At 53.5% G+C, this 25,307-nt stretch carries 22 protein-coding genes; 10 read left to right on the top strand and 12 right to left on the bottom strand.

Translation table 11 applies throughout. The features are described from left to right. Window positions 1–652: 652 nt before the first annotated feature. Together ACEW72_RS10485 and ACEW72_RS10480 are read right to left on the bottom strand one after the other, a co-directional pair. Window positions 653–943 (bottom strand): hypothetical protein, encoded by a 291-nt coding sequence (locus ACEW72_RS10485; protein ID WP_373476326.1) that lies wholly within the window; start codon window positions 941–943, stop codon window positions 653–655. A 1,162-nt stretch (window positions 944–2,105) separates the two neighbouring features. After that, window positions 2,106–2,450 carry a hypothetical protein gene (locus ACEW72_RS10480; RefSeq protein ID WP_373476325.1) on the bottom strand — a complete coding sequence of 115 codons (345 nt, stop codon included), beginning with the start codon at window positions 2,448–2,450 and terminating at the stop codon, window positions 2,106–2,108. On the opposite strand from ACEW72_RS10480, the gene ACEW72_RS10475 reads away from it, so the two are divergent. After that, window positions 2,449–2,601: a hypothetical protein gene (locus ACEW72_RS10475; RefSeq protein ID WP_373476324.1), complete on the top strand. Its 153-nt coding sequence runs from the start codon at window positions 2,449–2,451 to the stop codon at window positions 2,599–2,601. The genes ACEW72_RS10480 and ACEW72_RS10475 overlap by 2 nt on opposite strands. A 414-nt stretch (window positions 2,602–3,015) precedes the next feature. Here ACEW72_RS10475 and ACEW72_RS10470 read toward each other — a convergent pair whose 3' ends face one another. The 5 genes from ACEW72_RS10470 to ACEW72_RS10450 form a co-directional block, all read right to left on the bottom strand. Further along, window positions 3,016–3,951: a right-handed parallel beta-helix repeat-containing protein gene (locus ACEW72_RS10470; protein WP_373476323.1), complete on the bottom strand. Its 936-nt coding sequence runs from the start codon at window positions 3,949–3,951 to the stop codon at window positions 3,016–3,018. An 87-nt stretch (window positions 3,952–4,038) separates the two neighbouring features. Then, on the bottom strand, window positions 4,039–6,654 hold the full coding sequence (gene metH / locus ACEW72_RS10465; RefSeq protein ID WP_373476322.1) for a methionine synthase: 2,616 nt from the start codon (window positions 6,652–6,654) through the stop codon (window positions 4,039–4,041). Window positions 6,655–6,669: 15 nt separating this feature from the next. Then, window positions 6,670–7,716 (bottom strand): homocysteine S-methyltransferase family protein, encoded by a 1,047-nt coding sequence (locus ACEW72_RS10460; protein ID WP_373476321.1) that lies wholly within the window; start codon window positions 7,714–7,716, stop codon window positions 6,670–6,672. Next, entirely contained in the window at window positions 7,713–8,654 is a 942-nt protein-coding gene (gene metF / locus ACEW72_RS10455) for a methylenetetrahydrofolate reductase (RefSeq protein ID WP_373476320.1), read from the bottom strand. Before metF ends, ACEW72_RS10460 begins: the two co-directional genes overlap by 4 nt. After that, window positions 8,651–9,631, bottom strand: a complete 981-nt coding sequence (locus ACEW72_RS10450) for an ArsR/SmtB family transcription factor (protein WP_373476319.1) — start codon at window positions 9,629–9,631, stop codon at window positions 8,651–8,653. Before ACEW72_RS10450 ends, metF begins: the two co-directional genes overlap by 4 nt. A gap of 232 nt (window positions 9,632–9,863) precedes the next feature. On the opposite strand from ACEW72_RS10450, the gene ACEW72_RS10445 reads away from it, so the two are divergent. After that, window positions 9,864–10,160: a hypothetical protein gene (locus ACEW72_RS10445; RefSeq protein ID WP_373476318.1), complete on the top strand. Its 297-nt coding sequence runs from the start codon at window positions 9,864–9,866 to the stop codon at window positions 10,158–10,160. Window positions 10,161–10,489: 329 nt separating this feature from the next. Here the strand turns inward: ACEW72_RS10445 and ACEW72_RS10440 are convergent, their stop codons facing one another. Beyond that, window positions 10,490–11,638 carry a serine hydrolase gene (locus tag ACEW72_RS10440; protein ID WP_373476317.1) on the bottom strand — a complete coding sequence of 383 codons (1,149 nt, stop codon included), beginning with the start codon at window positions 11,636–11,638 and terminating at the stop codon, window positions 10,490–10,492. 194 nt (window positions 11,639–11,832) lie between these two features. On the opposite strand from ACEW72_RS10440, the gene ACEW72_RS10435 reads away from it, so the two are divergent. Then, entirely contained in the window at window positions 11,833–13,395 is a 1,563-nt protein-coding gene (locus ACEW72_RS10435; protein WP_373476316.1) for a helicase HerA-like domain-containing protein, read from the top strand. Here ACEW72_RS10435 and queF read toward each other — a convergent pair whose 3' ends face one another. Next, the gene (gene queF, locus ACEW72_RS10430; RefSeq protein ID WP_373476315.1) at window positions 13,396–13,854 is read right to left on the bottom strand and encodes a preQ(1) synthase; all 459 of its coding nucleotides are present in this window, start codon (window positions 13,852–13,854) and stop codon (window positions 13,396–13,398) included. Between the two features lie 111 nt (window positions 13,855–13,965). Here queF and ACEW72_RS10425 point away from each other — a divergent pair, with 111 nt between their 5' ends. From ACEW72_RS10425 to metC, 3 genes are all read left to right on the top strand, one after another. Continuing rightward, on the top strand, window positions 13,966–15,489 hold the full coding sequence (locus ACEW72_RS10425) for a cryptochrome/photolyase family protein (protein ID WP_373476314.1): 1,524 nt from the start codon (window positions 13,966–13,968) through the stop codon (window positions 15,487–15,489). A 63-nt stretch (window positions 15,490–15,552) separates the two neighbouring features. Then, complete coding sequence (gene sseA, locus ACEW72_RS10420; protein WP_373476313.1) at window positions 15,553–16,395, top strand: 3-mercaptopyruvate sulfurtransferase; 843 nt, start codon at window positions 15,553–15,555, stop codon at window positions 16,393–16,395. Beyond that, entirely contained in the window at window positions 16,392–17,567 is a 1,176-nt protein-coding gene (gene metC / locus ACEW72_RS10415; RefSeq protein ID WP_373476312.1) for a cystathionine beta-lyase, read from the top strand. Before sseA ends, metC begins: the two co-directional genes overlap by 4 nt. Before the next feature lie 15 nt (window positions 17,568–17,582). On the opposite strand, the gene ACEW72_RS10410 is transcribed toward metC, so the two are convergent. Further along, complete coding sequence (locus tag ACEW72_RS10410) at window positions 17,583–18,452, bottom strand: 3-hydroxyacyl-CoA dehydrogenase NAD-binding domain-containing protein (RefSeq protein ID WP_373476329.1); 870 nt, start codon at window positions 18,450–18,452, stop codon at window positions 17,583–17,585. 69 nt (window positions 18,453–18,521) lie between these two features. Between ACEW72_RS10410 and ACEW72_RS10405 the strand changes: the two genes are divergently transcribed. After that, a complete protein-coding gene (locus ACEW72_RS10405) occupies window positions 18,522–19,580 on the top strand; it encodes a DUF1176 domain-containing protein (protein ID WP_373476311.1) in 1,059 nt (352 codons plus the stop codon). A gap of 23 nt (window positions 19,581–19,603) precedes the next feature. Here ACEW72_RS10405 and ACEW72_RS10400 read toward each other — a convergent pair whose 3' ends face one another. Continuing rightward, complete coding sequence (locus ACEW72_RS10400; protein ID WP_373476310.1) at window positions 19,604–20,404, bottom strand: NTP transferase domain-containing protein; 801 nt, start codon at window positions 20,402–20,404, stop codon at window positions 19,604–19,606. A 115-nt stretch (window positions 20,405–20,519) separates the two neighbouring features. Between ACEW72_RS10400 and ACEW72_RS10395 the strand changes: the two genes are divergently transcribed. Both ACEW72_RS10395 and glpX read left to right on the top strand, forming a co-directional pair. Next, window positions 20,520–21,824 (top strand): homoserine dehydrogenase, encoded by a 1,305-nt coding sequence (locus tag ACEW72_RS10395; RefSeq protein WP_373476309.1) that lies wholly within the window; start codon window positions 20,520–20,522, stop codon window positions 21,822–21,824. A gap of 153 nt (window positions 21,825–21,977) precedes the next feature. Further along, window positions 21,978–22,961, top strand: coding sequence for a class II fructose-bisphosphatase (gene glpX, locus ACEW72_RS10390; protein ID WP_373476308.1), 984 nt, complete (start codon window positions 21,978–21,980; stop codon window positions 22,959–22,961). Here glpX and ACEW72_RS10385 read toward each other — a convergent pair. Then, a complete protein-coding gene (locus ACEW72_RS10385) occupies window positions 22,958–23,449 on the bottom strand; it encodes a flavodoxin family protein (protein WP_373476307.1) in 492 nt (163 codons plus the stop codon). The two genes, glpX and ACEW72_RS10385, sit on opposite strands and share 4 nt — an antisense overlap. A gap of 41 nt (window positions 23,450–23,490) precedes the next feature. Here ACEW72_RS10385 and recJ point away from each other — a divergent pair, with 41 nt between their 5' ends. Further along, window positions 23,491–25,257, top strand: a complete 1,767-nt coding sequence (recJ, locus tag ACEW72_RS10380; protein WP_373476306.1) for a single-stranded-DNA-specific exonuclease RecJ — start codon at window positions 23,491–23,493, stop codon at window positions 25,255–25,257. The last annotated feature ends 50 nt before the right edge of the window (window positions 25,258–25,307 follow it).

Genomic DNA, 25,307 nt, shown 5'->3' with positions numbered 1-25,307 from the left:
GGTTCCGGTCCGCGAACTCCCATACGGGCCCGCAGCTATGCTGCATCAAGAGGCCGGACAGATGGCAGCATCCGACTACATGCACCCCTCTCAAAAACCGCTTGCATCTTTAGGGGCGTCCACAGATGGAAAGCGGACATTTGCGTTACCCCATCGTTCAGTTGATTAAGATCATCACTTGCTGCTAACTACATGGAATATCTAGCAATGAACAAAAGACCAAATTGATCACTGCGCTGTGTGTTTTCTTGGCGCTCGCTTGGATGCTGGAAATAAAATTAATAGTTGGACGCTAAATTATGTTGGACAATATAATTGCTTTTTTGTTTGGAGAGTCGGCTATAAATGCTGCAACGAAAAAGTTAAGTTTGCCCTTGTTGTATACTTGCAGTATCGTTATTCTTGCCGCAGCAGCGATTTATGCATATTCATAGTTGTTATTAAGTGTCGTAAATGCGTGTTTACTAAATACACCTAATTTGGCTCATCTGCAGCAATGGCACAGTCACCAGCTTCAGCTACGATCCCATATAGCAGAATTACGGTGACACTCGCATATTTAACTCGAATTACGCTGACACGATAGTTTATATTCATAATATTGAAGCGTTTTTGGTTCCAAGTTATCGCGACGACTGCTGTGATAATCGCGCTATAAAGCCCCGAAGTACGCGAGCGCCGAAATTGCTATAGTCCATGCAGCACAAAATAACGCCATCGTGCCACGGAAACTGCCCTTAGACAGCTTAAGCCCGATGAATAACACAACGGGGAAAGTAATCATCACTGCCTGTAGGGCTATCCCTGCTGCATTTGAATCATTTGTCCATATTCGAAAGTCGGAAACAACAACGAGCATGAGCCAAAACGATGCGACTAGCCCGGAAGCCAGCATCAGCAACCAAATGGAAATTCTAACAAGTGTTGCGGCATTCGTCTGCATTGGGTGAATTTACGGCATTCGTTGAATGTCTGCAATGTTGTCGTGTCCTGCTAGTCCGCTTTTGTCGTATATTGTAGGGAAGCCGACGCTAACCTACGGGGTCTCGTGTATCCCGGGGCAACCGATACGCGCCATGGGAATACCTTGCCCGCCGAAAGGTCCATGTGCCTGCAAAAGCTGCAATAACTCCTCCTGCAACGACGTGCAAAACCAGTCCTACTGCGAGTCCTAATCCTGCCGCTAACCCATATTGCACGAATGACAGTGCACTCGAGCGCAAGCGACTTTCAATTGGAGACGCGAGCAACCCAAGAGCGATCGCGCATGGCATAGTGATAACCAACGCGAACGGCGTGCCAAAAAGCGCCCATAGAAAAGCAAGTAAGAATGCCAGCAACAGCTCGCCCAACGTGCACCAATCTGTCAGGTCTTGCGACCCTACGGGACACATGCGGGCATCTGCCCCAGTCTGAATACGCCAAACCAGAGAAATCCAAAACGAGATCAACGCTCCAACATACGCGGCAACAAAAGCGGCTTTCAGCGATTGTTTAATAAGGCCAGTGTCTATTTGCACGGCCACTGTGTAGCACCACGTTGGCGCTCGTCAAACGTCCGCAATGTTGTCGTATCCGGCAAGTCCGCTTTTTTAGCATATCGTCGGAAAGCTGCCTTTCGCTCAGCTTATGAACAATGTGTGCGTTATACCTTCGGCTATAAAAAGATTTGCTGCTGAAAGTGCTTTGATAAGGAAGCAAAATCTCTGCCTATTGGGAAAATCGAATGTTATGATGCATGCCGTCAGCGGGAGCTGTCCACCTCATCCGCTTGCGGCTAATTGAGACGTGTAGAGTTGATGAAGTTGCACAGACAAGATCGGAAAGACGCATTACTTCACTCCTTTAAAAGGATTTATAATTAAGTACAAACACCCTAAACAAAATAAGCCAAACAAAATTAAATCAAATGGTCGTATGTCAAAATACTGAGACAACACAAAAATAATCGGAAAAGAAAACACGAAATACTTTACTAATTTGTTCATCATATCTACTCGCAAATATCATACAACTTTGGCGTGTCCTGAAAGTCTCTTTTTAGTGTCGCCAATCTGATTTCCAGACGGCTCGAATGTTGTGAGAAGCAGACCTTGCGGCCAGCCTCAATTTGGCAGATTTTCGACCGCTTCTTGCTCATTTAACCTAAACTTTCCTCCACCGTATGCTGAGCCCTCGCTGGCCGCGCTGACTTGATATGTAAAGCCCGGCAAAAGCGGCTTAGCTTCAACTTCATATTGGTTATTTTCGCGGAAAGGTGGTCCTTGCAGCTTCGCCCCGTAAGTAACCGGGAACGCATTTTCGCATGAAGTCACCGCAAAGGACTTCCGCCAATAAACGCCGTTCTCCACCATTCCTGCGCGGTCGCCTGCCTCTGGCACCGCCGAAGGCCCGTCGACGATTGAAACGGAGATCGAATAAAAGCAATCGGGGTTTGGGTTCCCCCACATGTCATCGTCCTCGGGAATGAATGCAACCTCGCCATTCATGATGATCGCTCGGAGATTATATGATGAAGAGCAACTACTCAGCAACAGTGCGACTATCAGCGCGGTGATTGTCTTGATGATCATGGTGCAGACCATATCAACATTGTTCTAAGGCTGCTATGTTGTCGTATCCCGAAAGTTGGCTTTTATACAGCAACCCCTCAAAAGCAGACAAAAGCAACTCCATTTCCCCTTGCAATGTAGGATTTGATTTGAGAGCGTCGATTTGCCAGTCCGCATGGACTGGCGCGGCTCTTTCTCAGTGTCGAGATGACTAGAAATTCGAACGTCCCGTCATGCCCGATTAGTTCGCAAAGGTTACATTATGGAGTGCGGCGCAGCCCCTTGAACTCATCTATCCATTTGTCGAGGATAGAGATTATGACACGAGCTGCGCTCTTCAAAATCTTCGCGTTCTTCGCGTGAAACAAACCCCATGACGCCGGAGCAGCGGCACAGTGTTCCAAGAAAAAGCAGGGAGATCAGCGGCGTTCAGGTGTCAACTTAGTGTCAACTTCCGCAGGGACTACCGCCGCTCGAATGGCTTCAGCCCGCGCCCGAGCCGGTTCCCGCCAAGCGCAATGCGGTCGCCTGACCAGTCCGCGAGGAACGTTGTCTGACGGTCGACGCCGGGGGCTATGCTCGCCTCGTTGGCGCTGATCGAAAGACCGACGCTTGATTGCTGGCGGCCTTCGGGTGCCACCGTGATAAAGGCGCTGTAATTTTCCTTGGACGCCCCTTGCACAAATACATTGCGGGCAATGCTGCCAACCGCGCCATTGGGCAGGTCGATCATATAGTTCGTTTCGCGGCCGCGCGTGTCGTCAAAGGCATTATCGGTAATCGAAACCCGTGCCGCACGACTTTTGACATAATGCCCGCCATTGCCGCGTTCGAACCGGCTGTTGGTCACGGTCAGTGATCCATATCCGCCAATATAGATGCTGTGCGCGCAGCTTAACCCTCGATCACATCGGCCCAACCCGGAAAATGTCGACTGGTCGATGCTGATCAAGCCGGATCGGTCCTCAGCGGTTAAAATGCCTTGCTCGCTATTCCGGAAAATGGCGCGGGTGACCGTCAGATTGCCTTTTTCCAGCCGGATACCGGCCCCATTGGCATCGGGCACGCGCATGTTCTGGAAAATGATGCCGTCGATGGTGGCGGCTTGTCCACGCAGTACTAAAGCTGCTTTGCCCTCGCATGTCACCGCATCGAATATCACCTGTCCGGGTACAGAAGCACGAAATGCGACCACGCCAGCGGTCTGGATCGCGCATTGTCGGTAAGTTCCTGGCGCGATGATAATGGTGCCTTCATCGTCCGCTATCGAATCTACCGCCTGTTGCAGGCTGCGATAATTTCTGCCGGTTTCGGCATTTTGGAAAGGTGACGCATTTTGGGCGGCGAGCGGTGTTGCGAGCAAAGTTATTGCCAGAAGGAGCGCATGTTTCTGTATCACCCGCGCAATATAGCCGACAGCCTGTCGTTGAACCAGCCGATTAACCGACTTGTTAGGCCGCCGTCCCTTTGAGAGACAGCGGCAGGTTTACTGGTTAAGGTTTGGGCGCAACCAACGCGTTGCGGTTTCCATATCTACGCCGCGCCGCGCCGCATATTCGGTTACCTGGTCTTCCCCGATCCGCGCCACGCCGAAATATTCCGATTGCGGATGGCCGAAATAAAAACCGCTCACCGCTGCTGTGGGCAACATCGCAAAACTCTCGGTCAGCGTGATCCCGGTTTTATGGGTCGCATCAAGCAGGTCGAACAGGATCGGCTTCAAACTATGGTCGGGGCAGGCGGGATAACCCGGCGCCGGACGGATGCCGCGATATTCCTCACGATTGAGGGCTTCCATCGTGAACTGTTCATCGGGGGCATATCCCCACAGCTCTTTGCGTACATGTTCATGCATCCGCTCGGCAAAAGCCTCCGCCAACCGGTCGGCCAGTGCCTTGAGCATGATATCGGAATAATCGTCGATGTGCACCTTGAACTGTGCCAGATGCGTCCCGATGCCGTGCCCGGATGTCACGGCAAAGCCGCCGATCCAGTCGCCATTCGGGCTGATAAAATCGGCAAGGCACATATTGGCGCGGCCTTCGCGTTTGGCGACCTGCTGCCGCAAAAATGGCAATTTCACATGGCTTTCGTCGTCAAGGTGAATGATGATATCATCCCCCTTTCGCGTGCATGGCCACAGGCCCGCCACCCCTTTTGCCCGCAGCCATTTTTCATCGACAATTTTGTCGAGCATCGCTTGGGCATCGGCAAACAGATTGGTTGCGCTTTCCCCGACAACCGGATCCGTCAAAATGTCGGGATAATTGCCATGCAATTCCCACGCACGGAAAAAAGGGGTCCAGTCGATATATTTGCGAAGATCGGCCAAGTCCCAGTCATCATAGGTATGGACACCCGGCCGGCGCGGCGTAGGTGGCTTCAGCGCCTCGTCCAATTCAAATGCGTTGGCGCGGGCTTCTTCCAATGTGGCGAGCGGCTTGGCCGTTTTACCGGCGCGGGCAACCCGGATATGTTCATATTCCGCGCGTGTTTCGGTAACGAATTTTTCGGCCATCGTATCGCTGACCAAAGTGCCCGCGACCCCCACTGCGCGCGAGGCATCAAGGACATGGATCACCGGTCCGGAATATACAGGTTCAATCCGCAGCGCTGTATGGGTCTTTGACGTGGTCGCGCCGCCGATCATCAACGGCATGGTCATGCCTGCTTTTTGCATTTCTTCGGCGACAGTAACCATTTCATCGAGCGATGGGGTAATCAGGCCGGATAGACCGATCATGTCGGCATCATTTTCGTTTGCTGCTTTCAGGATTTCGGACCAGGGTACCATGACACCGAGATCGACAATTTCGAACCCGTTGCATTGCAGCACCACGCCGACGATATTCTTGCCGATGTCATGAACGTCGCCCTTGACGGTGGCCATGATGATCTTGCCCTTGCCCTTGGCACCCACTTCTTTTTCTGCCTCGATATAAGGGAAAAGATGGGCAACGGCCTTTTTCATAACCCGGGCGGATTTCACCACTTGCGGCAGGAACATCTTGCCTGATCCAAACAGGTCACCGACAACATTCATGCCGTCCATCAACGGCCCTTCGATGACCTCGATTGGTCGCCCGCCTGCCTGCTTGATGGCAAGCCGCGCTTCTTCTGTATCGTCGACAATATGGGCATCGATACCTTTGACCAGAGCATGTTCTAGCCGCTTCTTGACGTCCCAGCCGCGCCATTCAGCTTCTGCCTTTTCCTGCGCGACATCTGTACCGCGATACTTTTCGGCCAATGTAATGAGCCGTTCGGTCGCGTCGGGATCGCTGTTCATAATGACATCTTCACATGCCACACGCAGTTCTGGGTCAATATCGTCGTAGATATCAAGCTGCCCTGCGTTCACGATCGCCATGTCCAAGCCGGCTGGAATGGCGTGATATAGAAATATCGAGTGCATCGCCCGACGAACCGGCTCATTGCCCCGGAATGAAAATGACAGGTTCGACAGGCCGCCCGAATAATGGGCATAGGGGCACAGGACGCGCAATTCCTTTAGCGCCTCGATAAAATCGACGCCGTAGTTATTATGGTCTTCAATGCCGGTTGCGACGGCGAAGATGTTGGGGTCAAATATGATATCTTCGGGCGGAAAGCCAATGCCGGTCAACAGATCATAAGCGCGCTTGCAGATTTCGACCTTACGTTCTTTAGTATCGGCCTGACCCGTTTCATCGAAGGCCATCACTACTACTGCCGCACCATAGGCCATGCAAAGTCGGGCATGATAAAGAAACTGCTCTTCACCCTCTTTCATCGAAATGGAATTGACGATGGGCTTACCCGAAACACATTTCAGCCCCGCTTCGATAACGCTCCATTTCGAACTGTCGATCATCAACGGCACACGGGCAATATCAGGTTCAGCAGCGATCCGTTTGATAAAGGTCGTCATCGCTTCATGCGCGTCAAGCAGGCCTTCATCCATGTTAATATCAATAATCTGCGCGCCATTTTCGACCTGATCCCGCGCCACCTCAACCGCCGCTTCATAATCGCCAGCAAGGATGAGTTTTTTGAACTTGGCGCTACCGGTAACATTGGTGCGCTCGCCGATATTGACGAAGCGGGAAGAAGATGGGGTCATGTTTTCTTTTCTTACTCAGGCGGCCATGATGAACGGTTCAAGGCCCGCCAAACGGGTCACTATAGCGGTATGCGGAATTTGGCGCGGGGCCCGGTCTTCGACGGCTTTGGCAATGGCGGCAATATGCGCCGGGGTTGTGCCACAGCAACCGCCTACAATGTTGACGAGCCCGTCATCCAGCCACTGCCCGATCAGTAGGGCGGTCGTCTCAGGCAATTCGTCATATTCGGCCAGATCATTGGGTAACCCGGCATTCGGATAGGCCATAACCAAAGTATCCGCCTGTTTTGACAAGGCTGCGAGATGGGGGCGCAATAAATCTGCGCCGAACGAACAATTTAACCCGACCGTCAGTGGTTTGACGTGACGGATCGCGGCCCAGAAAGCCTCAACCGTATGGCCAGACAGATTACGGCCCGCCATGTCAGTAATCGTCATCGAAATCATCAAGGGTACATCGCGCGCCGAAGCCGCTGCTGCTTCTTGCGCCGCCATCGCCGCACATTTAGCATTCAACGTATCGAATATCGTTTCGATCAGCAAAAAGTCCACGCCGCCGTCGATCAGCGCGTCGCATTGTTCACGATAGACATCTTTAAGATAGTCAAAATCAATCTCGCGAAACCCCGGATCGTTAACATCGGGGGAGAGCGAAAGGGTCTTGTTGGTGGGGCCAATCGAGCCTGCAACGAACCGCCTGATCCCATTTTTCGCTTCGGCTGCATCGCAACAGGCCCGCGCCAGTTTCGCGGACTCAAGGTTCAATTCGCGCACCAGATGTTCGCAGCCATAATCGGCCATACTGATTTTCGTACCGCTGAACGTATTGGTTTCAATCATGTCGGCACCGGCATCAAGATAGGCCATATGAATAGCCTCCACGACATCGGGCCGGGTAATCGACAGCAGGTCATTATTACCCTTTTGGTCATGGGTCAGATCCAACGCGCCCCGATAATCAGCTTCCGACAATTTATAGGCTTGAATGGCGGTGCCATAACCGCCGTCAAAAACCATGATCTGCTTTGACGCGCGGGCGGAAAATTCTGCACGCGCGCTCATGCCGCTTTATCCCGCGCTGTGTGAATCGGGCGTTTACCAAGCAGATGGCAAATGGCGTAAGACAATTCCGCCCGGTTGAGGGTGTAAAAATGGAAATCACGCACCCCGCCTGCATAAAGCCGGCGGCACATTTCAGCAGCAATCGTCGCCGCCACCAATTGCCGCGCCGGGGGATGGTTATCCAGCCCTTCAAATAAATGCGCCATCCACGCCGGAATTGCGGTGCCTGTCATGTTGGACATACGTGTGATAGCCGAAAAATTTGATACTGGCATGATCCCGGGGACGATTTCGGCATCGATACCCGCTGCTGCAACGGTATCGCGGAACCGGAAAAAGGTTTCGGGTTCAAAAAAGAATTGCGTGATGGCGCGGCTGGCGCCTGCATCCAACTTGCGCTTGAGGAAATCAATGTCGGTTGCTGCGGACAAAGCCTCCGGGTGGGTTTCAGGATATGCACTTACCGATATTTCGAATGGATGCAGGCGACGCAAGCCTTCAACCAATTCAGCCGCACTGGCATAGCCGTCGGGATGAGGTATAAATTTACCGTTAGCATTAGGCGCATCGCCGCGAAGCGCAACGACATGACGCACCCCTGCTTGCCAATATGCATTCGCAACTTTGGCAATTTCTTCTCTCGATGCATCAACACAGGTCAGATGCGCAGCGGCAGGGATTCGCGTTTCCTTCGCAATGCGCGCAACCGTGTTATGTGTCCGTTCTCGCGTGGTCCCGCCTGCACCATAAGTTACAGAGAAAAATCGCGGGGCAAGCGGGGCTAATGTGACCACCGAATCCCATAATTGTTCTTCCATTTTTTCAGTCTTGGGCGGAAAAAATTCAAAGCTGATTTCGCAATCGCCGGAAAGGCCCGCGAAGAGTGGATCCGCCAATGCCCGACTGGCTTCCTGCATGTGTGCAAAAGGGAAAATCATGCAACGATCCTTAATTTGTTAAATTCGATCCCGGTTACCAAATCCTGTTTTTGGCCCATCCACATTTTGACCGCCAACGCCCCGCCATCCAGCACAAGTTGGTGCGCAAGATGCACTCCATTGGCCTGAAAAGCGTGGGCAATCAGGTCATCGGCAAAGCCAAGTCGCGCATGGGCGTGAACCGTTCTCAATTCTTCGCGTTCGTGCGCGGCAAAATCGACAATTATCAACCGGCCATTTGGCGCAAGCACCCTTGCGGCTTCGGCAATGACCCCTTCGGGATCTTGGGCATAATGCAGCACCTGATGGAATAAAATCGTATCGAATGTGTTTTCATCAAACGGTAGGTGATTGAAATCCCCCATCATGATGTCAACTTTAGCAGCGCTGAGGCTGCTCATATTACTCAGTTTCGCCCGGGCAAGCCGCAACATATCCGAACTGTTATCTAGAGCGACAAAATGGCTGGCATCAGCAGCGAATAATTCCATCATGCGTCCGGTGCCGGTGCCAACGTCCAGAACCGAACCTAATGGAGCAGATCGTAATATGCTGCTTATGGCCTGTTCAACTTCGGAATCTGCGACATGAAGTGAGCGGAGGGAATCCCATTCCTGCGCATGGACCGCAAAATACTCGGCGGCCATCTGGGTGCGCGCGGCCCTGACCTCGTCCAGTTTCTGCAAATCGCGCTGAAACGCCCGGGCATGGGTAATATCAACGTCAGCGAATAGTGAAGCCAGCTTGCCCTCACTCAAAACCGGGCCCGGCTGGATGAATACCCAACTTCCTTCCTTTCGGCGATTCAATATCCCCGCTTCGTCCAATAATCTTATGTGACGGGATACCCGAGGCTGGCTTTGGCCCAGAATCTGCACCAATTCGCCTACGGACAACTCTAAACGAAGCGCCAAAAACACGATTCGGAGCCGCGTCGGGTCGGCCAAAGCACGCATTATATCGAGTAAATCAATCATCGGAGCAGCACATAAAGAAATCTTTATATGCTGTCAATTGGCTCAAATTGGCCATGTTTTCTACCATAAAGGTAGAGTTTACCCCAAATATAGCCACGCTGGCCGCATCAGCTGCAAAAACCCGATTGCCATGAAAAAATGAAGAGGCTAGAGGGACAAACCGCAGTCACATTCACAACTGTGCTTTGTGCCTGTCAGGTTTTCAATAAGTTTTGCTAGGGGGTTTTCCCAAATGAAGAAAATTGCTGTATCTCTCGTTCTCGCCGCTTCGCTCGGCCTGGCTGCATGCTCGGGCGCTGAAGAAGCAACCACTGAAGCTGCTGACGCAACTGCAGAAGCTACCACTGAAACTGCTGACGCTGCTGTAGAAGGCGCTGAAGCTGCTACTGACGCTGCTGCTGCAACCGACGAAATGGCCGACAAGGCTGGCGAAATGGCTGACAAGGCCGGTGAAGCTGCTGCTGCAACCGGTGAAGCCGCTGCTAAGGCTGGCGAAATGGCTGACGCTGCTAAGGAAGCTGCGAAGTAATATCGCACTTTCAGCACAAGCTGATAAAAAGGGCCGTTCTGTTCGCAGGGCGGCCTTTTTTGTTAAAAATCCAGCAGAGTCACAATCATGGCCCATCGCCGTTATCTTATAGTGATGCTCCTCGCTTTCGCGACTTCGTGCAGTCAGGATCCATCCCAATCTGACAGGACTGGCTTAACGTCCGAAGATGCAACGACACTGGACAACGCAGCCGCCAAGCTAGACAGCGAAACCAACCTCGACCAACCCGTTCGGTAGAGGCATAACGGTTTCCTGATTCAACCCGTCATCAGGCTGAAAACTTACCCCTGCATAGAATCGGTCGCGCCCTATCGTTGGTGATACGTGGCTATGGTTCGGGATACAAATTGCATGAATGCCATACGCTGCGGAACAGATGCCGTGGTGCTGCCGATCATAACCACTACGGCATAGCGCGTTCCGTCAGGCGCGGTCATTATACCGATGTCATTATACCCTGTGGAAATGGGTGATAGAATCTGCCCGGTGCCTGTCTTGTGCAAAAATCGCCAACCGGCCGGCACTCCTGCCTTCAGGCGATTTGGGCCGCTGCTTGTCCGTGACATGATATCCAGCAACAATCGCGTGGATGGCGGCGACAACAATTCACCACGTGCCAATTTCGCCAAGGCACGCACAATCGCTTCAGGCGCTGCGCCATCGACAGGGTCCGCCAAATAGCGATCCATTGCCGACTTGCGTGACGCCAAAGGCAGTGCTTCGCGCGCGCTGTAAAAGCGGCGGCCAACAGAATATTCCTGTTTCCATTGTAGCCCGGCGATCTCGCTTTGCATTATGCGTTCACCCGGACCAAATCGAACCGCCCCCAGTTTTTTGCGTTGTATAAACGCCCTGACGGCTTGCGGGCCACCCGCTGTTCGCAGCAGGGAATCATTTGCGGTATTGTCGCTCGCCATAATGGATTGTTCCAACAGGCTTTGGACGCTTTCCTCTATTGGTCCGTTTGCCAGAACGCGTTCGCGGATTGGTTGATGAAAAACGGCCAAGTCATCCTTCGTGATCTTTACCTTTTGATCGAGACGAAGCTTGCCTTGATCGACCAAGTCCAGAACGGTCATCGCCACCCATGTTTTGGAAACACTTTGTTGCGGAAAAAGGTCGCTAAGTCGGCGACCCAGCACCCATTCGCCGCCATCAATGCGCATAATGGCAACACCGGTTTTCCCAGGAAATTGCTGCCATTGTTCATCTATCAGGTTCTCAAGTCCAACGGGCGGGATCACCGCAGGCTTTGTCGAAACAGGTGACGCAGGCTTCGCAACGGGCGTTGGTTTAGGGACGGGGCGCACTACAGGCGCATTGACCGCTGGTTTAGGGCGAGGCGGCGGATCAGCGGCAACACATGCTGATAGCATCGAAACCATCGACAGCCAAATCAGGGCTGTACCACCCAACTGTCGGAAAAACCGGATAGATTTTGCGTTTTGAAAGGACATATTCACTCGATAGTTGGCTAAGCCGTTGTGCGATATCACTTTAGCAAAGTTTTGCGACGAACAATTCTGTATTCTCGACAAGGGACTTCGATAGGCCATGCGGGTGAGTTTACAATGCATTGCAGGATTTACTTGACCTTGGAAGCTGTCCGTAGTTGTCCTCGATAAACTGAAAGAATGACGGGAAGGTGTTTATGGACGGTATATTCATCGGAAAAAGTGCGAATGGTCCCGAAGCATTAAACCTTAAACGCGCCAATCGCCACGGCTTGATTGCAGGCGCGACGGGAACCGGTAAAACCGTCACCTTGCAAGGATTAGTGGAGGGTTTTTCTGCCGCTGGCGTTCCGACTTTTGTAGCCGATGTAAAAGGCGACTTGTCCGGCATGGCAATGGCCGGTTCGCCGCAAAGCAAAACACATGAGATTTTCGCCGGCAGGGTCACCGAAATTGGTCAGGTGGACTGGGCCTATAAAGACAATCCAACGCAGTTCTGGGATTTATTTGGTGAGCAAGGTCACCCTATCCGGACCACTGTGTCGGAAATGGGGCCGTTACTTTTATCCCGCCTCATGGACCTTAACGAGGTGCAGGAAGGCGTTTTGACCATTGCGTTTCATGTTGCCGACAAGGACGGGCTTTTGATGCTCGACCTCGACGACCTGCAGGCGATGCTGGTCCATTGCGGTGAACGCGCGGACGAGTTGACGCTCGAATTTGGCAACATCTCGAAACAGTCGGTCGGAAGCATCCAGCGGTCTTTGCTCCAGTTACGTACCCAGGGCGGGGCGCATTTTTTTGGCGAGCCGTCGCTGGAATTAATGGATTTTGTCAAAGCCGACGACGCCGGTCGGGGTATCGTCAACATTTTGGCTGCCGACAAATTGATGGCCAGTCCCAAGCTTTATTCGACATTTCTGCTGTGGCTCTTATCCGAATTATTCGAAAATTTCCCCGAGATTGGCGACCCGGAAAAACCAAAACTGGTTTTCTTTTTCGATGAAGCGCATTTGCTGTTCAACGATGCGCCGAAAGCATTATTGGAGAAAATCGAGCAGGTTGTGCGGCTGATCCGGTCAAAAGGAATTGGCGTATATTTCATCACCCAGAACCCGATAGACATACCGGACACCGTCGCTGCACAGTTGAATAACCGTATTCAGCACAAGCTGAACGCCTTTACCCCGCGTGACCAGCAGGCGGTGAAATCGGCGGCAGAAACTTTCCGGCCTAACCCCGACGTCGATGTTGCCCAAGCGATCACTGAACTGAAAATCGGGGAGGCGCTGGTATCGTTGCTTCAACCCGACGGCTCGCCTTCGATAGTGCAGCGCACATTGATAAAGGCACCCGCCAGCCGCGTCGGGCCACTGACCCCGCAAGAACGGGGCGTGATGATTCAGACCGATGCGATTGGAGACAAATATGACGTGCTGATTGACCGGGAGTCTGCCGAAGAAATACTGGCAGCCAAAGGAGCACAGGCAGCGGCAGCGGCGGCTGAAGCAATGGCGCAGGCCGTCGCCGACAAGGAAGCCGCAGCCACGGCCAAGGAAAAAGCAAAAGCGGATGCCATAGCTGCAAAAGAAATGGCCCGGCAGCAAGCGGTTGCCGCTCGCGACGCGGCCAAGCCCAGCATGGCCGAAAAAATGGTGCAATCCGCAGCGCGTTCTGCCGCAACGTCGGTGGGGCGTCAGCTTGCCGGATCGCTCGGAAAGTCCCTCATCCGCGGGATATTGGGCAGCCTGTTCAAATAATCAGCCACGCCCACGATAGGAAGCAACACCTTGGTCAGGCAACCAAAGGCCCTTTGGCGGTTCGCCCGATTGCCAGAAAATATCGATAGGTATCCCGCCTCGAGGATACCAGTATCCACCGATCCGTAGCCAATGGGGCTTCATCTCCCCAAACAATCTTTGGCCGATGCCTACCGTGCAGTCTTCGTGGAAAGCGGCATGATTACGAAACGAACCGAGAAAAAGCTTTAGGGATTTTGATTCCACTATTGTCGCTTGCGGCGCATAGTCGATGACAAGATGGGCAAAATCAGGTTGCCCGGTGACTGGACACAGTGATGTAAATTCGGGAATGGCAAATCGCGTCAGATATAATGTGTCAGGCCTTGGATTAGGTACATAATCGAGCGTCGCCAGATCCGGGCTGGCGGGCTGGTCGCTTTGTTTTCCAAGGAATGTTGTTTTGGGCTGGTCGGTCATGATGGGCATTTATCCCCTTCGTGACGCATTGCAAACAGGTCATTTGCGGAATCCGGTTTACACTACATTGCCTGTATCGCTTCACAACGGGTTCAGTGGCTATCTGCATATATGAAAACACTAATTCCCATTTTGGGCGATCAGCTCAGCCACCAGATATCTTCGCTTTCGGGGCAGGACAAAGGCCAGGCTATTTTGCTGATGGTCGAAGTGGCAGAAGAAACCGCCTATGTGCCCCATCACAAGGCAAAGCTTTCTTACATCCTGTCCGCGATGCGCCACCACGCCCGCGATTTGGAGAGCCAAGGGTGGCAAGTAGACTATGTCTGCCTGGAAGATCCGCAAAATTGCGGCAACTTCACCGGCGAAGTAGTGCGCGCAATCGAGAAGCATCGCCCCCACAAAATCCGGATCACTGAAGCGGGAGAATGGCGGGTAAAGGCAATGCTCGACAGTTGGGGGGACCGTTTCGAAATTCCGGTGGAGATAACAGCCGACACACGTTTTATCGCATCGCACACCGAATTCGAAATCTGGGCCGCAGACCGCAAGCAATTACGGATGGAGTTTTTCTACCGCGAAATGCGACGCAAAACCGGCCTGTTGATGAATAAGGACAAGCCCGAAGGCGGACAATGGAACTATGATACAGAAAACCGTAAACCGGCAAAGCGCGACCATCAGATTCCAAAACCGCTGCATTTCCCGCCCGACGTCCTAACCCAAGACGTCATCGACATGGTTACAACCCGCTTTGGCAACCATATCGGGTACACCGTAAATTTCGGATTTGCAGTAACCCGCGCCGACGCCCTTCGGCAACAGACACATTTCCTGGATGTGGCTTTGCCCCATTTCGGGGATTATCAGGATGCAATGCTGACTGACGAGCCATTTCTTTGGCATTCCATCTTGTCGCCATATATCAACTCTGGTCTGCTGGATCCGCTGGAGCTCTGTCGCAATGTCGAGGCGCGATACCGGGAGGGGCTGGTCCCGTTAAATGCCGCGGAAGGCTTTATCAGGCAGGTTATCGGCTGGCGCGAATATGTGCGAGGCATCTATTGGTTTGCGGGGCCTGATTATGTGAACCGCAACGCACTAGGCGCGTCGCGGCCACTGCCGGATTTTTACTGGACGGGCAAAACCGATATGCATTGTATGGCGCAATCAATCGGTCAAACGCTGGATTACGCCTATGCCCACCATATCCAACGGCTGATGATAACCGGAAACTTTGCGCTGTTGGCGGGAATCAATCCGGTCGAGGTACATCAATGGTATTTGGCGGTTTACGCCGACGCCTATGAATGGGTCGAATTACCAAATACGTTGGGAATGAGCCAATTTGCGGACGGCGGGATGCTGGCATCAAAGCCTTATGCCTCCAGCGGCGCCTATATCAACCGGATGTCGGACTATTGCCGGTCATGCCGCTATGACGTCAAACAGCGGACGGGACCTGACGCTTGCCCGTTCAACGCGCTGTATTGGGACTTTGTCGCACGCAATGCGCCTATGCTGAGCGCCAACCCGCGTATGGCAATGCCGTATAAAAACTGGGGCCGGATGACCGACGCCGACCAAGCAGCCTTGCGAAGTGACGCAGCGAAGTTTCTGGAAACACTTGGCTAGATTGCAAAACCGCCTTATCTTGCGCCGCACAAGAATCAAGAACAGCGGGCTAGGACATATAAAATGGAGTTATTAGTAAGCACCGAATGGTTGGCAAAAGAAATCGGTGCCTCCGATTTGCGTATAGTCGACGCGACATGGTTCATGCCGGATGCGGGACGTAACGCGCAGGCTGAATATGAAGGCGGGCATATTCCTTCTGCTGTTTTCATGGATCTGGAGGAGCTTGCGGATGCCAATAATGCGCTGCCTAACAGCCTGCCCCCGGCCGAAAAATTTGCCAGCCGGATGCAGTCTTTGGGACTTGGCGACGGAAGCCGAATTGTCGTTTATGACGACAGCCCGTTCAAATCTGCATCCCGTGCATGGTGGATGCTGACCCTGTTCGGTGCCCATGATGTCGCGATACTAGATGGTGGCATTGCGAAATGGAAAGCCGAAGGCCGCGCACTTGAAACCGGCAAACCGTCGCTGCGTCACCGTCACTTCACCGTATGGAAAGACAAGCAGGCGGTAAAAAGTAAAGCCGATTTGCTATCAAATCTACACAGCAAAAGTGCTGAAGTCGTCGACGCACGGGGTGCAGGCCGCTTCACCGGAGAAGAAGCCGAGCCACGCCCCGAAATGGCGTCTGGCCATATTCCAGGTAGCCGTAATCTGCCCTTCGGAAATCTGTATAATTCCGACGGCACTTGGAAGCGAGGCGACGAACTGGTTGCAGCCTATACCCAAGCCGGCGTTAATCTTGACAAGCCAATGATTACCACGTGCGGGTCAGGCATGACCGCCGCAGTGGTGTTGTTTGGCGCACGGCTAACCGGCAAGAAAGACGTCGCCTTGTACGATGGCAGTTGGTCCGAATGGGGTTTGGATAAGGATACACCAAAGGAAACGGGTGCGGCTTGAATCCGGAAAAGCCACGCAATAAATCGACCCAAATCATCACAGGTGGGCGCAAAAAAGCCCTGACTGGACCAGTTGTGAATGTTCCGGTCTGGCGGGCCAGTACCCATCTTTATGACGATGTAGCTGCTTTGGACGCCGGTAAAAACGGTAATGAAGACGGCCGCTTTTTTTATGGTCGCCGCGGCTCGCCGACCCAATGGTCGCTGGCCGATGCGTTGACCGAGATGGAGCCGGGTGCAACCGGAACAATGCTATACCCGTCAGGTGTGGCCGCGATTTCGTGTGCACTGCTTTCCATATTGCGGCCAGGCGATGTGCTTTTAATGACCGACAATGCTTATGACCCCAGCCGGGCATTCGCCGACGGATTTTTGAAAAGAATGGGCGTTGAAACCCGTTATTTCAATCCGCTAACCGCCGACATCGCCGCACTTTTCTGTGAAAAGACAAAGGCCATTTTGCTCGAAACGCCGGGCAGCCTGACTTTTGAAGTGCAAGATGTCCCCGCCATTTGCGCGGAGGCCAAAAAGCGCGGCGTTGTCAGTTTACTCGACAACACTTGGGCAACACCTTTCTTTTACACCGCGCTCGACAAGGGTGTGGATATGGCAATCATGGCAGCCACCAAATATATCGTCGGTCACAGCGACGTTATGATGGGCAGCGTGACGACACATTCGCGGTTTTGGAGAGGATTGCGCCAAACGGCCCAACAATTGGGCCAAGTCGTATCTCCTGACGACGCCTATCTTGCCAGTCGCGGGCTTCGAACGCTTGCGGTGCGTATGAAGGCACATGAAGCATCTGCCCTGAAAATCGCATATTGGTTGCAGGACCGATCCGAAGTTGACCTTGTACTACATCCCGCCCTTCCCGAATGCCCCGGCCATGAAATATGGAAGCGGGATTTTAGCGGCTCTTCCGGGCTATTTTCATTCGTCTTGAATGGCACCAAAGAAAATGCCGCCCAATTTGTCGACGCCCTCGAACTGTTCGGTATCGGTTATAGCTGGGGCGGGTTTGAAAGCCTTGCATTGCCAGTCCATCCAGAGACCTGTCGTACCGAAGTTCCGTGGGAAAAGAACCGTGCGCTCATCCGGTTGCAAATCGGGTTGGAGGACTGCGACGACCTGATCGCTGATCTTGATTCGGCATTCAAAACATTGGCCTGACCTTAGGGTCAGGACCTAGCGGGTTGGCACCGGAACTTCGCCCGAATAATCATAAAAGCCCCGTTTTGCTTTGCGGCCATACCAGCCTGCCTCGACATATTTTTGCAGCAACGGAGCCGGACGGAATTTCGGATCGCCGGTTGTTTTGAAAAGAACATTGGTGATTTCAAGGCAGGTATCGAGGCCGATAAAATCCGCCAGCGTTAATGGACCCATAGGGTGATTCAAGCCAAGCTGACAGGCGGTATCGATATCGCGAATTGTCGCAACGCCCTCACCCAAGGCGAAGCATGCTTCATTTATCATGGGCATCAAAATGCGGTTGACGATGAACCCCGGCGAATCATTGGCAAACACCAATTGCTTGCCCAGCCCCTCGCCATAACTGCGTACAATGCCTACAGTCGCGTCCGTTGTCCCAAGGCCGCGAATGATTTCAATCAGCCCCATAACAGGAACGGGGTTGAAAAAATGAACACCGATAAAACGTGCAGGATCTGGTGAAGATTGGGCCAGGCGGGTTATGGGAATAGACGAAGTATTTGACGCCAGAACCGCATTTTTGTCTAGGATTTCAGCAACTGATTCGAATATCTTGCGCTTAATGTCCTCCCGTTCGGTTGCCGCTTCGATGATCAATCCCGCTTCGGCCATCGGGACATAGCTGGCCACAGGTTCGATGCGTGAGAGTAACATATCAGCCGCCTCCCGGGCCATTTTTCCTTTGTCGACCAGTTTGGACAGCGCCTTTTCAATACCGGCCTTGCCAGCTTGCGCCCGCGTCAGGTCAATGTCGGACAGATAAACATGATAGCCCGCACCGGCGCTAACCTGGGCAATGCCTGCGCCCATTTGACCGGCCCCGATAATCCCCACTGCGCGCATGATAATCTCCATTTGTACTGAGTTCAAAAGCCCCTAGCTTAGGCACAATAAAAGCGCTAGCCTGTGGCCATGTGCCGGGCAATTTTCGCATCAATATGGCTGTTTTCAGCGACCGCAATCGCCGCTTACGGCGCATCACCGACACCCGGAAAAATCTCCAATTTCAAAGATTGGAGCGTCGGTTGCGATAATGGCCTCTCTTGTCAAGCCGTAGCACTGTTGCCCGATGGACCTTGGGATGACGGCTTATCTGTGGTCATCACGAGATCGTCCGGAGTGCAGGCGCCTTTGGCCATCGAAGTTGGCGGTTTTGCCGCAAAAGCAAATCGATATCGCGTCATAATCGACGGCAAAGCAGTCCACAGCGGCTCCGTGCCCACCGGCAGCGAGGCGATCAAAATTGAAGGCACAGAAAGCCTGAAAATCGCCCGGGCAATGGCAAACGGTCGGTCACTCCGGTTGGTTGATGGCAGCGGCGCGAATCTGGGAATGGCATCTCTATCCGGTGTTTCCGCCGCATTGCGATATATTGATGCGGAACAGGGCCGTGCCGGTTCGCGGGGAGCCGCTGTAGCCTTTGGTGCAAAAAAGGCGTCTGCAAAAAAGGCCGCTTATCCGGTGCTCCAAATCCGCAAAATGTTGCCCACCGATATGTTACCCGATGCAACTGCTCTCGTCGCGCTGTCCGAGGGCAGCCCGTGCTCAGAAGAACGTTTGGGTTCGACAGAAGATACAGCTTACAGTCTTGGAGCTGACGTGCAAGGGCCGCTCGCCTTGGTCATGCTCAATTGTGGCGCGGGTGCCTATAATTTTTCATCGGGTGTTTATGTGGGTCGGCGCGACAATGCGGGAAAATGGAAATTCGAACCGGCAACATTTGACTATGGGGCCACAGGCTTCAGCGAAGAAAGCAAAATTCCGCTTTTGGTGAACGCAGATTGGGACGCTGCCAAGCAGACCATCAACAGCTATTCCAAGGGCCGTGGACTCGGCGATTGCGGATCGTCGGAAAGCTGGGTCTGGGACGGCAGCACCTTCCGCTTAACAAGCGCGGCCTTTATGGGAGAATGCCGGGGCTCACTGGATTGGATCCCGATCTGGAAGGCCGAAGTGAAGATCATCAATTAGGGTCCTGATCCTATGCTCTGATCCTATAATTTTCGCTGTTTCAACAAAATCTCGGCAATGGCATAAGTGCGTGGATTGTCGACATCGACGGCATAAGCCCCATCAGCCTCCATATAAGGCACAACGCGCGCACCGAGCGCCCTCGATATGGCCTTGAACGCCGTATCCAGTTTCCACCAGCCAAGCCGAAAACGGATCAGGTTGATGATTCCGAAGGCTTTTGCAATGCGGCCTTTTGTTTTGATGAATTGTCCGCCCTGCCGGAATGCTTCAGCCGCTTTGAGTGCCGAGGCATTGCGGAGCCAGAAAAGGTTGCAGTTGGAAATGGCGGCATCGGAAAATTCATAGAATCTGCGTTGCCCTTCGGGATGCGCTGCCTGAATGGCTTCGCGCGTGGACAACACAATGACCGCATCCCCGTCACCTGCCAAGGCTTCAGAATGGACGTCGCGCATCAATTCTGAGGTTACCAGAACATTATCTGCTGTAGTGATTACCATTGGCCAAGCGCTGTCACCGGCCTGTTTGGCGGCATATTCGACACTTTCCACAATCCCCGCTTGCGCCTGACAGATCATCAGACGGCCTGCCTTTTCCAGTTCTATAACAGCCGGGAGGTCGGCAATAACCATCGGATCATGGATCGAAACAAGTATTTTGGTGTCAGGAAAGGCCGGTATTGCGGCTTCCAATACCCATTGCAGCAACGCCTTGCCACAAATTGGAATACGGCACTTATGACTGACGCCAGCCTCGGCGGCCATCGGGTCAAGCTTACCGTCACGTTTGCCGGCCAGGACCAGCAAGGTAGGGGAATTATTCATGCGCCGCCTATAGTGCGGTGCCACAGTTGCGGCAAGCTTGGGCTGGTATTTCCTTCCCGAAACGCTTAAGCGCACGGGCAATGCTCTCAATTTAGCAGAAAGCCCGGTTAATATTATGTCCTCCCCCCTTCGTATTGCGCTCGCCGGTCTTGGTACTGTAGGCACCGGCGTTATCCAGTTGATTGAGGAAAACGGCCCGCTGATTGCACGCCGTTCGGGGCGGGCGATTGAAATTGTCGCTGTCACGGCACGCGACCGTTCAAAAGACCGGGGCGTAGATCTGGCACCTTATCGCTGGGTTGATGATATGGGGGAATTTGCAACCGCAAGCGATATTGATGTCGTCGTTGAACTGATCGGCGGCTCGGACGGCCCGGCGCTTACCCTTGCGCGCGAAACTTTGTCGAATGGGCGGGCCTTGGTGACCGCGAACAAGGCTATGATAGCCCATCACGGAGCCGAGCTTGCGGCGCTTGCCGAAAACAAAAATGCGGCCCTGAAATTCGAGGCGGCTGTCGCAGGCGGTATACCTGTAATCCAGGGGTTGCGTGATGGTGCGTCCGCAAACCGAATCGACCGCGTCTATGGAATTTTGAACGGTACCTGCAATTTCATTTTATCGACGATGGAAAAGGAAGGCCTGGATTTCAACGAGGTGCTGGCCGATGCCCAGGCCAAGGGATTTGCCGAAGCCGACCCCGGTTTCGACATTGACGGTATCGACGCCGCGCATAAATTGTCGATCCTGGCATCGTTGAGTTTTGGCTCGCAAATTGATTTTGGTGGCGTGGAGACCCGCGGTATCCGTAAAATCCTTGCCGCCGATATCGCGCAGGCCAAAGCGCTAGGTTATCGCATACGCCTTATCGGGCTCGCCGAAATTGAAGGAGAAAATGGCTCTGCCGAAATTTTCCAGCGCGTCCAGCCTTGCCTTGTACCGCTTATACATCCGCTCGCCCATGTAATTGGGGCGACCAATGCAGTGGTGGCGGAAGGGAATTTTTCTGGCCGCTTGCTGTTTCAAGGCGCAGGCGCAGGCGACCGGCCTACCGCATCTGCTGTGGTTGCAGATCTTGTGGACATCGCCCGCAAGGAAACCGGCCCCGCTTTTTCGATGCCATCGTCCGAACTGGAAAAAATGCCGCGTGCGGCCTCCGCCCATCGCATCGGGAAAACCTATGTCCGAATGATTGTTGCTGACCGTGTCGGCGTTTTGGCTGAAATCACGGCCGCCATGCGGGATGCGGGCTTGTCCATTGAAAGCCTGATCCAGACAGAAACCAGCGATGATGGATCAGCCCTTATTGCAATGGTTACCCACGCAGGCCCGGAGCTCGCCATAAATGACACACTCGAAACGCTCTCAACATCGGACAGCCTGATGGGCGAACCGATGGTCATGCACATATTGGAAGAATGAACCAATATGTTCGTATCTTTCCAGTGCGGCGACAAGCCACCTCGACATTTGCCTGCGCCCTCCTTAACGAAAATGCAATCCGGACCTGCCAAAGCCCGAAACCAGATTTTCATTCAACACGAACCGCGAACTTAAAATAGCTAGGAACACCCAATGACGGCAGCAAGCCAAATCCTCGACCGAGTGCTCGTTCTCGAAATGGTCCGTGTAACTGAAGCAGCCGCGATTGCAGCGGCGAAACTGATTGGGCGAGGCGATGAAAAGGCGGCTGACGCTGCAGCGGTCGAGGCTATGCGTGCCGCCCTGAACGGGCTTTACATGGACGGTACCGTCGTCATTGGCGAAGGCGAGCGCGACGAGGCACCAATGCTTTTCATCGGGGAAAAAGTAGGATCGGCCATTGGCAAAGGCCCGCGCATTGATATTGCGCTTGATCCTCTCGAGGGGACAACGATCACGGCGAAGGCCGGGCCGAATGCACTGGCCGTTCTGGCGGTTGCGGAAGAAGGCAATCTTTTGAATGCCCCCGATGTTTACATGGACAAAATTGCGGTAGGCCCAGGCTATTCCAAGGATATTGTCAATCTGGACCGTACGGTCACCGAAAATGTAACGGCCGTTGCAAATGAAAAGGGCGTAGAACCCAGCGAACTGATCGTTTGCGTTCTTGATCGCCCACGTCACGAAAAACTTATCGCCGAGTTGCGCGCGTTGGGTTGCGGCGTCATGCTAATCCCCGATGGCGATGTTGCTGGCGTTATTGCAACCGCAAATCCCGACACCACCGTCGATATTTATATGGGTACCGGCGGCGCCCCGGAAGGTGTGCTCGCTGCGGCTGCGCTGCGCTGCGTCGGGGGTCAGTTCAAGGGCCGCCTGCTGTTCCGTAACGATGATGAACGCAAACGTGCGCGCAAATGGGGTATCGAAGATCTGGACAAGATTTACGATCTTGAGGAATTGGCGAAAGGCGACTGCATATTTGCGGCGACCGGCGTGACTGACGGGTCTTTACTTGATGGCGTAAAGACACTCAGAGATGGTCGCATCACGACCGAAACCATCGTCATGCGGGCGTCAAGCGGCACTGTGCGCCGGGTAAAAAGCGAACATGGCCGGGGGAATATCGCAGGTTAGAAAATGCCCAAGGCAACCCCGGCCGCCATCCGCGCGCCGGTATCATGGACTTGCTGTAAATCTGCTTGCGAAATCTTTTTGGGACCTAATATGGCCGCTTCGGTTTGCGCGTTGGTGCAGACTATAAAAGTGTCCGCTATTTTCCTGAGCCGCCATCCGGTCACGATACGCTCGGCTTGCCGGGCGGCATTGCTGCCGTCGGAACCCGCACACACCATTATAGCATAAGGTCGTCCCTCAATCTTGCCGAGGCACGGATAATAGCACCGGTCGAAAAACGCCTTCATTACGCCGCTAATGGCCGCCAGATTTTCCGGGAAAACAAAAAGATATGCATCTGATTCAAGCATATGTGCTGGTTGTGCAGCGTCAGCAGGCAGCGATTCTGTCTCTGTTAGTTCAAAAGTGGCCGCTCCTTCGGCAGCCGCTTGTGCCAAAGCTTGGGATCCGCCGGTTTGGCTATGCCAAATGATGAGCAGCTTTTTCATGTCGCCTTGCTAGCATTGGCAACCCCGCATAGGGAAGGTCCATGTCATCAGTTCTCAACATCACGCATTCGATACTCGGCCAGCGCTGGCAATGGCGCAGCGGCGACGTGGATACCCGCGATCCTGGCTTTCAGCCCGATGACCTTGTCACGCAATTACTAATGGCACGGGGCGTCCCGCGCGAAGATATTGATCGTCACCGCGAACCCACGATTCGCGGGTTTATGCCCGATCCTTCGATATTCCGCGATATGGATTGCGCGGCGGAGCGGCTGGCAAATGCTGTCGAGGCCCAGGAACAGGTCACGATATATGGTGACTATGATGTCGATGGCGCAACCAGCGCCGCCCTCTTGATCCGCCTGCTTCGTGATTTGGGGTTGGAGGCAGGCCACTATATTCCTGACCGGCTGATGGAAGGCTATGGACCTTCTGGTGAAGCATTGGTGCGGATCGGCGAAGGCGGCAGCCGTTTGATTGTTACTGTTGATTGCGGTGCGATGGCTTACGATGCCCTTGCCCAAGCCAAAGCGGCTGGGCTTGAAGTAATCGTGGTCGATCATCATAAATGTTCAGCGCAGCTTCCTGCGGCTTTCGCATTGGTCAATCCCAATCGACTGGATGAAAGTGACGAAGCCGCATCGCACGGGCACCTTGCCGCAGTCGGTGTTGCCTTTCTTCTGGCTGCCGCAGTCGTTCGCGTTTTGCGCCTCCGTGGATTTTTTGAAAGGCGTGCTGAACCCAAGCTGATTGAACTGTTGGATATTGTGGCACTTGGCACCGTGGCCGATGTTGCACAACTGCGCGGGTTGAACAGGGCCTTTGTTGCCCAGGGGTTAAAGGTCATGGCCGGACGACGTAATGTCGGTCTTGCTGCGCTTATCGAAGCAAGCCGCCTGAACCGGGCGCCGGTCTGTTCTGACCTTGGCTTTGCTTTGGGGCCCCGAATTAACGCCGGCGGCCGGGTAGGCAAATCGGATCTCGGAGTCCGATTGTTGACCACAGAAGACCGGGAAGAAGCCCGCAGCATTGCGTCGGAACTGAACCGCCTGAACGAAGAACGTCGCGCCATTGAATCGGTTGTTCAGGACGAAGCAGAGGCCATGTTACCCGGACAACATAACAAGGCAGTTGCTTTAATAGCAGGTAAAGGCTGGCACCCAGGTGTCATTGGAATAGTTGCAGGGCGGATCAAGGAGAAAACTGGCAAACCATCGATCATCATTGCGCTGGACGAAAATGGGGTTGGCAAAGGGTCCGGCCGCTCGATCAGTGGGGTCGATTTGGGCGCAGCTATCATTTCCGCTCGGGAAGCGGGGTTGCTGGAGGCTGGCGGAGGGCACGCGATGGCAGCAGGATTGACTGTGAAGGCGGAGAATATCGAGGCGCTATCCGACTGGCTAGATCAGCGCCTTGAGTCAGATGTCGCGCGCGCATCTTCAAGTAACGCCATCCTGATCGATGCTCTATTGTCTCCACGTGGCCTGAACCCCGCCTTCATTGATGCCATGGAAACCGCAGGTCCTTATGGCATGGGCTGGCCTGGCCCTCGGATTGTGACGGGGCCTGTTCGCATCGTAAAATGTGATGTCGTTGGCAAAGACCATGTGCGTGCTATCGTTTCGGGTGACGATGGGGCATCGTTTAAGGCAATGGCATTTCGGCAGGGTGAAAGCCTGCTGGGCCAACAGTTGCTACACGGTGAACGCGGACAAAAATACTGGATTACTGGCCGCGCAAAAGTCGATGATTGGGGATCAACACCCAAGGCAGAGCTTCATATCGACGATATCGCCTTTGCGGACTGAATTTGCGTCATGTTAGGCTTGACCTAGGCAAATCGAATCCGTAAAGGCGC

The sequence above is a fragment of the Sphingorhabdus sp. genome, assembly GCF_041737645.1.
Lineage (GTDB): Bacteria > Pseudomonadota > Alphaproteobacteria > Sphingomonadales > Sphingomonadaceae > Sphingorhabdus_B.
Note: the sequence above shows the minus strand (reverse complement) of the source record. Positions and strands in the feature narration are given on the sequence as shown.

Coding starts and splice junctions, on each gene's coding strand:
- ACEW72_RS10485 (WP_373476326.1), bottom strand. CDS start 943: ATGCAGACGAATGCCGCAACACTTGTTAGAATTTCCATTTGGTTGCTG.
- ACEW72_RS10475 (WP_373476324.1), top strand. CDS start 2,449: ATGTCATCGTCCTCGGGAATGAATGCAACCTCGCCATTCATGATGATC.
- ACEW72_RS10480 (WP_373476325.1), bottom strand. CDS start 2,450: ATGTGGGGGAACCCAAACCCCGATTGCTTTTATTCGATCTCCGTTTCA.
- metH (WP_373476322.1), bottom strand. CDS start 6,654: ATGACCCCATCTTCTTCCCGCTTCGTCAATATCGGCGAGCGCACCAAT.
- ACEW72_RS10460 (WP_373476321.1), bottom strand. CDS start 7,716: ATGAGCGCGCGTGCAGAATTTTCCGCCCGCGCGTCAAAGCAGATCATG.
- metF (WP_373476320.1), bottom strand. CDS start 8,654: ATGATTTTCCCTTTTGCACACATGCAGGAAGCCAGTCGGGCATTGGCG.
- ACEW72_RS10450 (WP_373476319.1), bottom strand. CDS start 9,631: ATGATTGATTTACTCGATATAATGCGTGCTTTGGCCGACCCGACGCGG.
- ACEW72_RS10445 (WP_373476318.1), top strand. CDS start 9,864: ATGAAGAAAATTGCTGTATCTCTCGTTCTCGCCGCTTCGCTCGGCCTG.
- ACEW72_RS10440 (WP_373476317.1), bottom strand. CDS start 11,638: ATGTCCTTTCAAAACGCAAAATCTATCCGGTTTTTCCGACAGTTGGGT.
- ACEW72_RS10435 (WP_373476316.1), top strand. CDS start 11,833: ATGGACGGTATATTCATCGGAAAAAGTGCGAATGGTCCCGAAGCATTA.
- queF (WP_373476315.1), bottom strand. CDS start 13,854: ATGACCGACCAGCCCAAAACAACATTCCTTGGAAAACAAAGCGACCAG.
- ACEW72_RS10425 (WP_373476314.1), top strand. CDS start 13,966: ATGAAAACACTAATTCCCATTTTGGGCGATCAGCTCAGCCACCAGATA.
- sseA (WP_373476313.1), top strand. CDS start 15,553: ATGGAGTTATTAGTAAGCACCGAATGGTTGGCAAAAGAAATCGGTGCC.
- ACEW72_RS10410 (WP_373476329.1), bottom strand. CDS start 18,452: ATGCGCGCAGTGGGGATTATCGGGGCCGGTCAAATGGGCGCAGGCATT.
- ACEW72_RS10405 (WP_373476311.1), top strand. CDS start 18,522: ATGTGCCGGGCAATTTTCGCATCAATATGGCTGTTTTCAGCGACCGCA.
- ACEW72_RS10400 (WP_373476310.1), bottom strand. CDS start 20,404: ATGAATAATTCCCCTACCTTGCTGGTCCTGGCCGGCAAACGTGACGGT.
- ACEW72_RS10395 (WP_373476309.1), top strand. CDS start 20,520: ATGTCCTCCCCCCTTCGTATTGCGCTCGCCGGTCTTGGTACTGTAGGC.
- glpX (WP_373476308.1), top strand. CDS start 21,978: ATGACGGCAGCAAGCCAAATCCTCGACCGAGTGCTCGTTCTCGAAATG.
- ACEW72_RS10385 (WP_373476307.1), bottom strand. CDS start 23,449: ATGAAAAAGCTGCTCATCATTTGGCATAGCCAAACCGGCGGATCCCAA.
- recJ (WP_373476306.1), top strand. CDS start 23,491: ATGTCATCAGTTCTCAACATCACGCATTCGATACTCGGCCAGCGCTGG.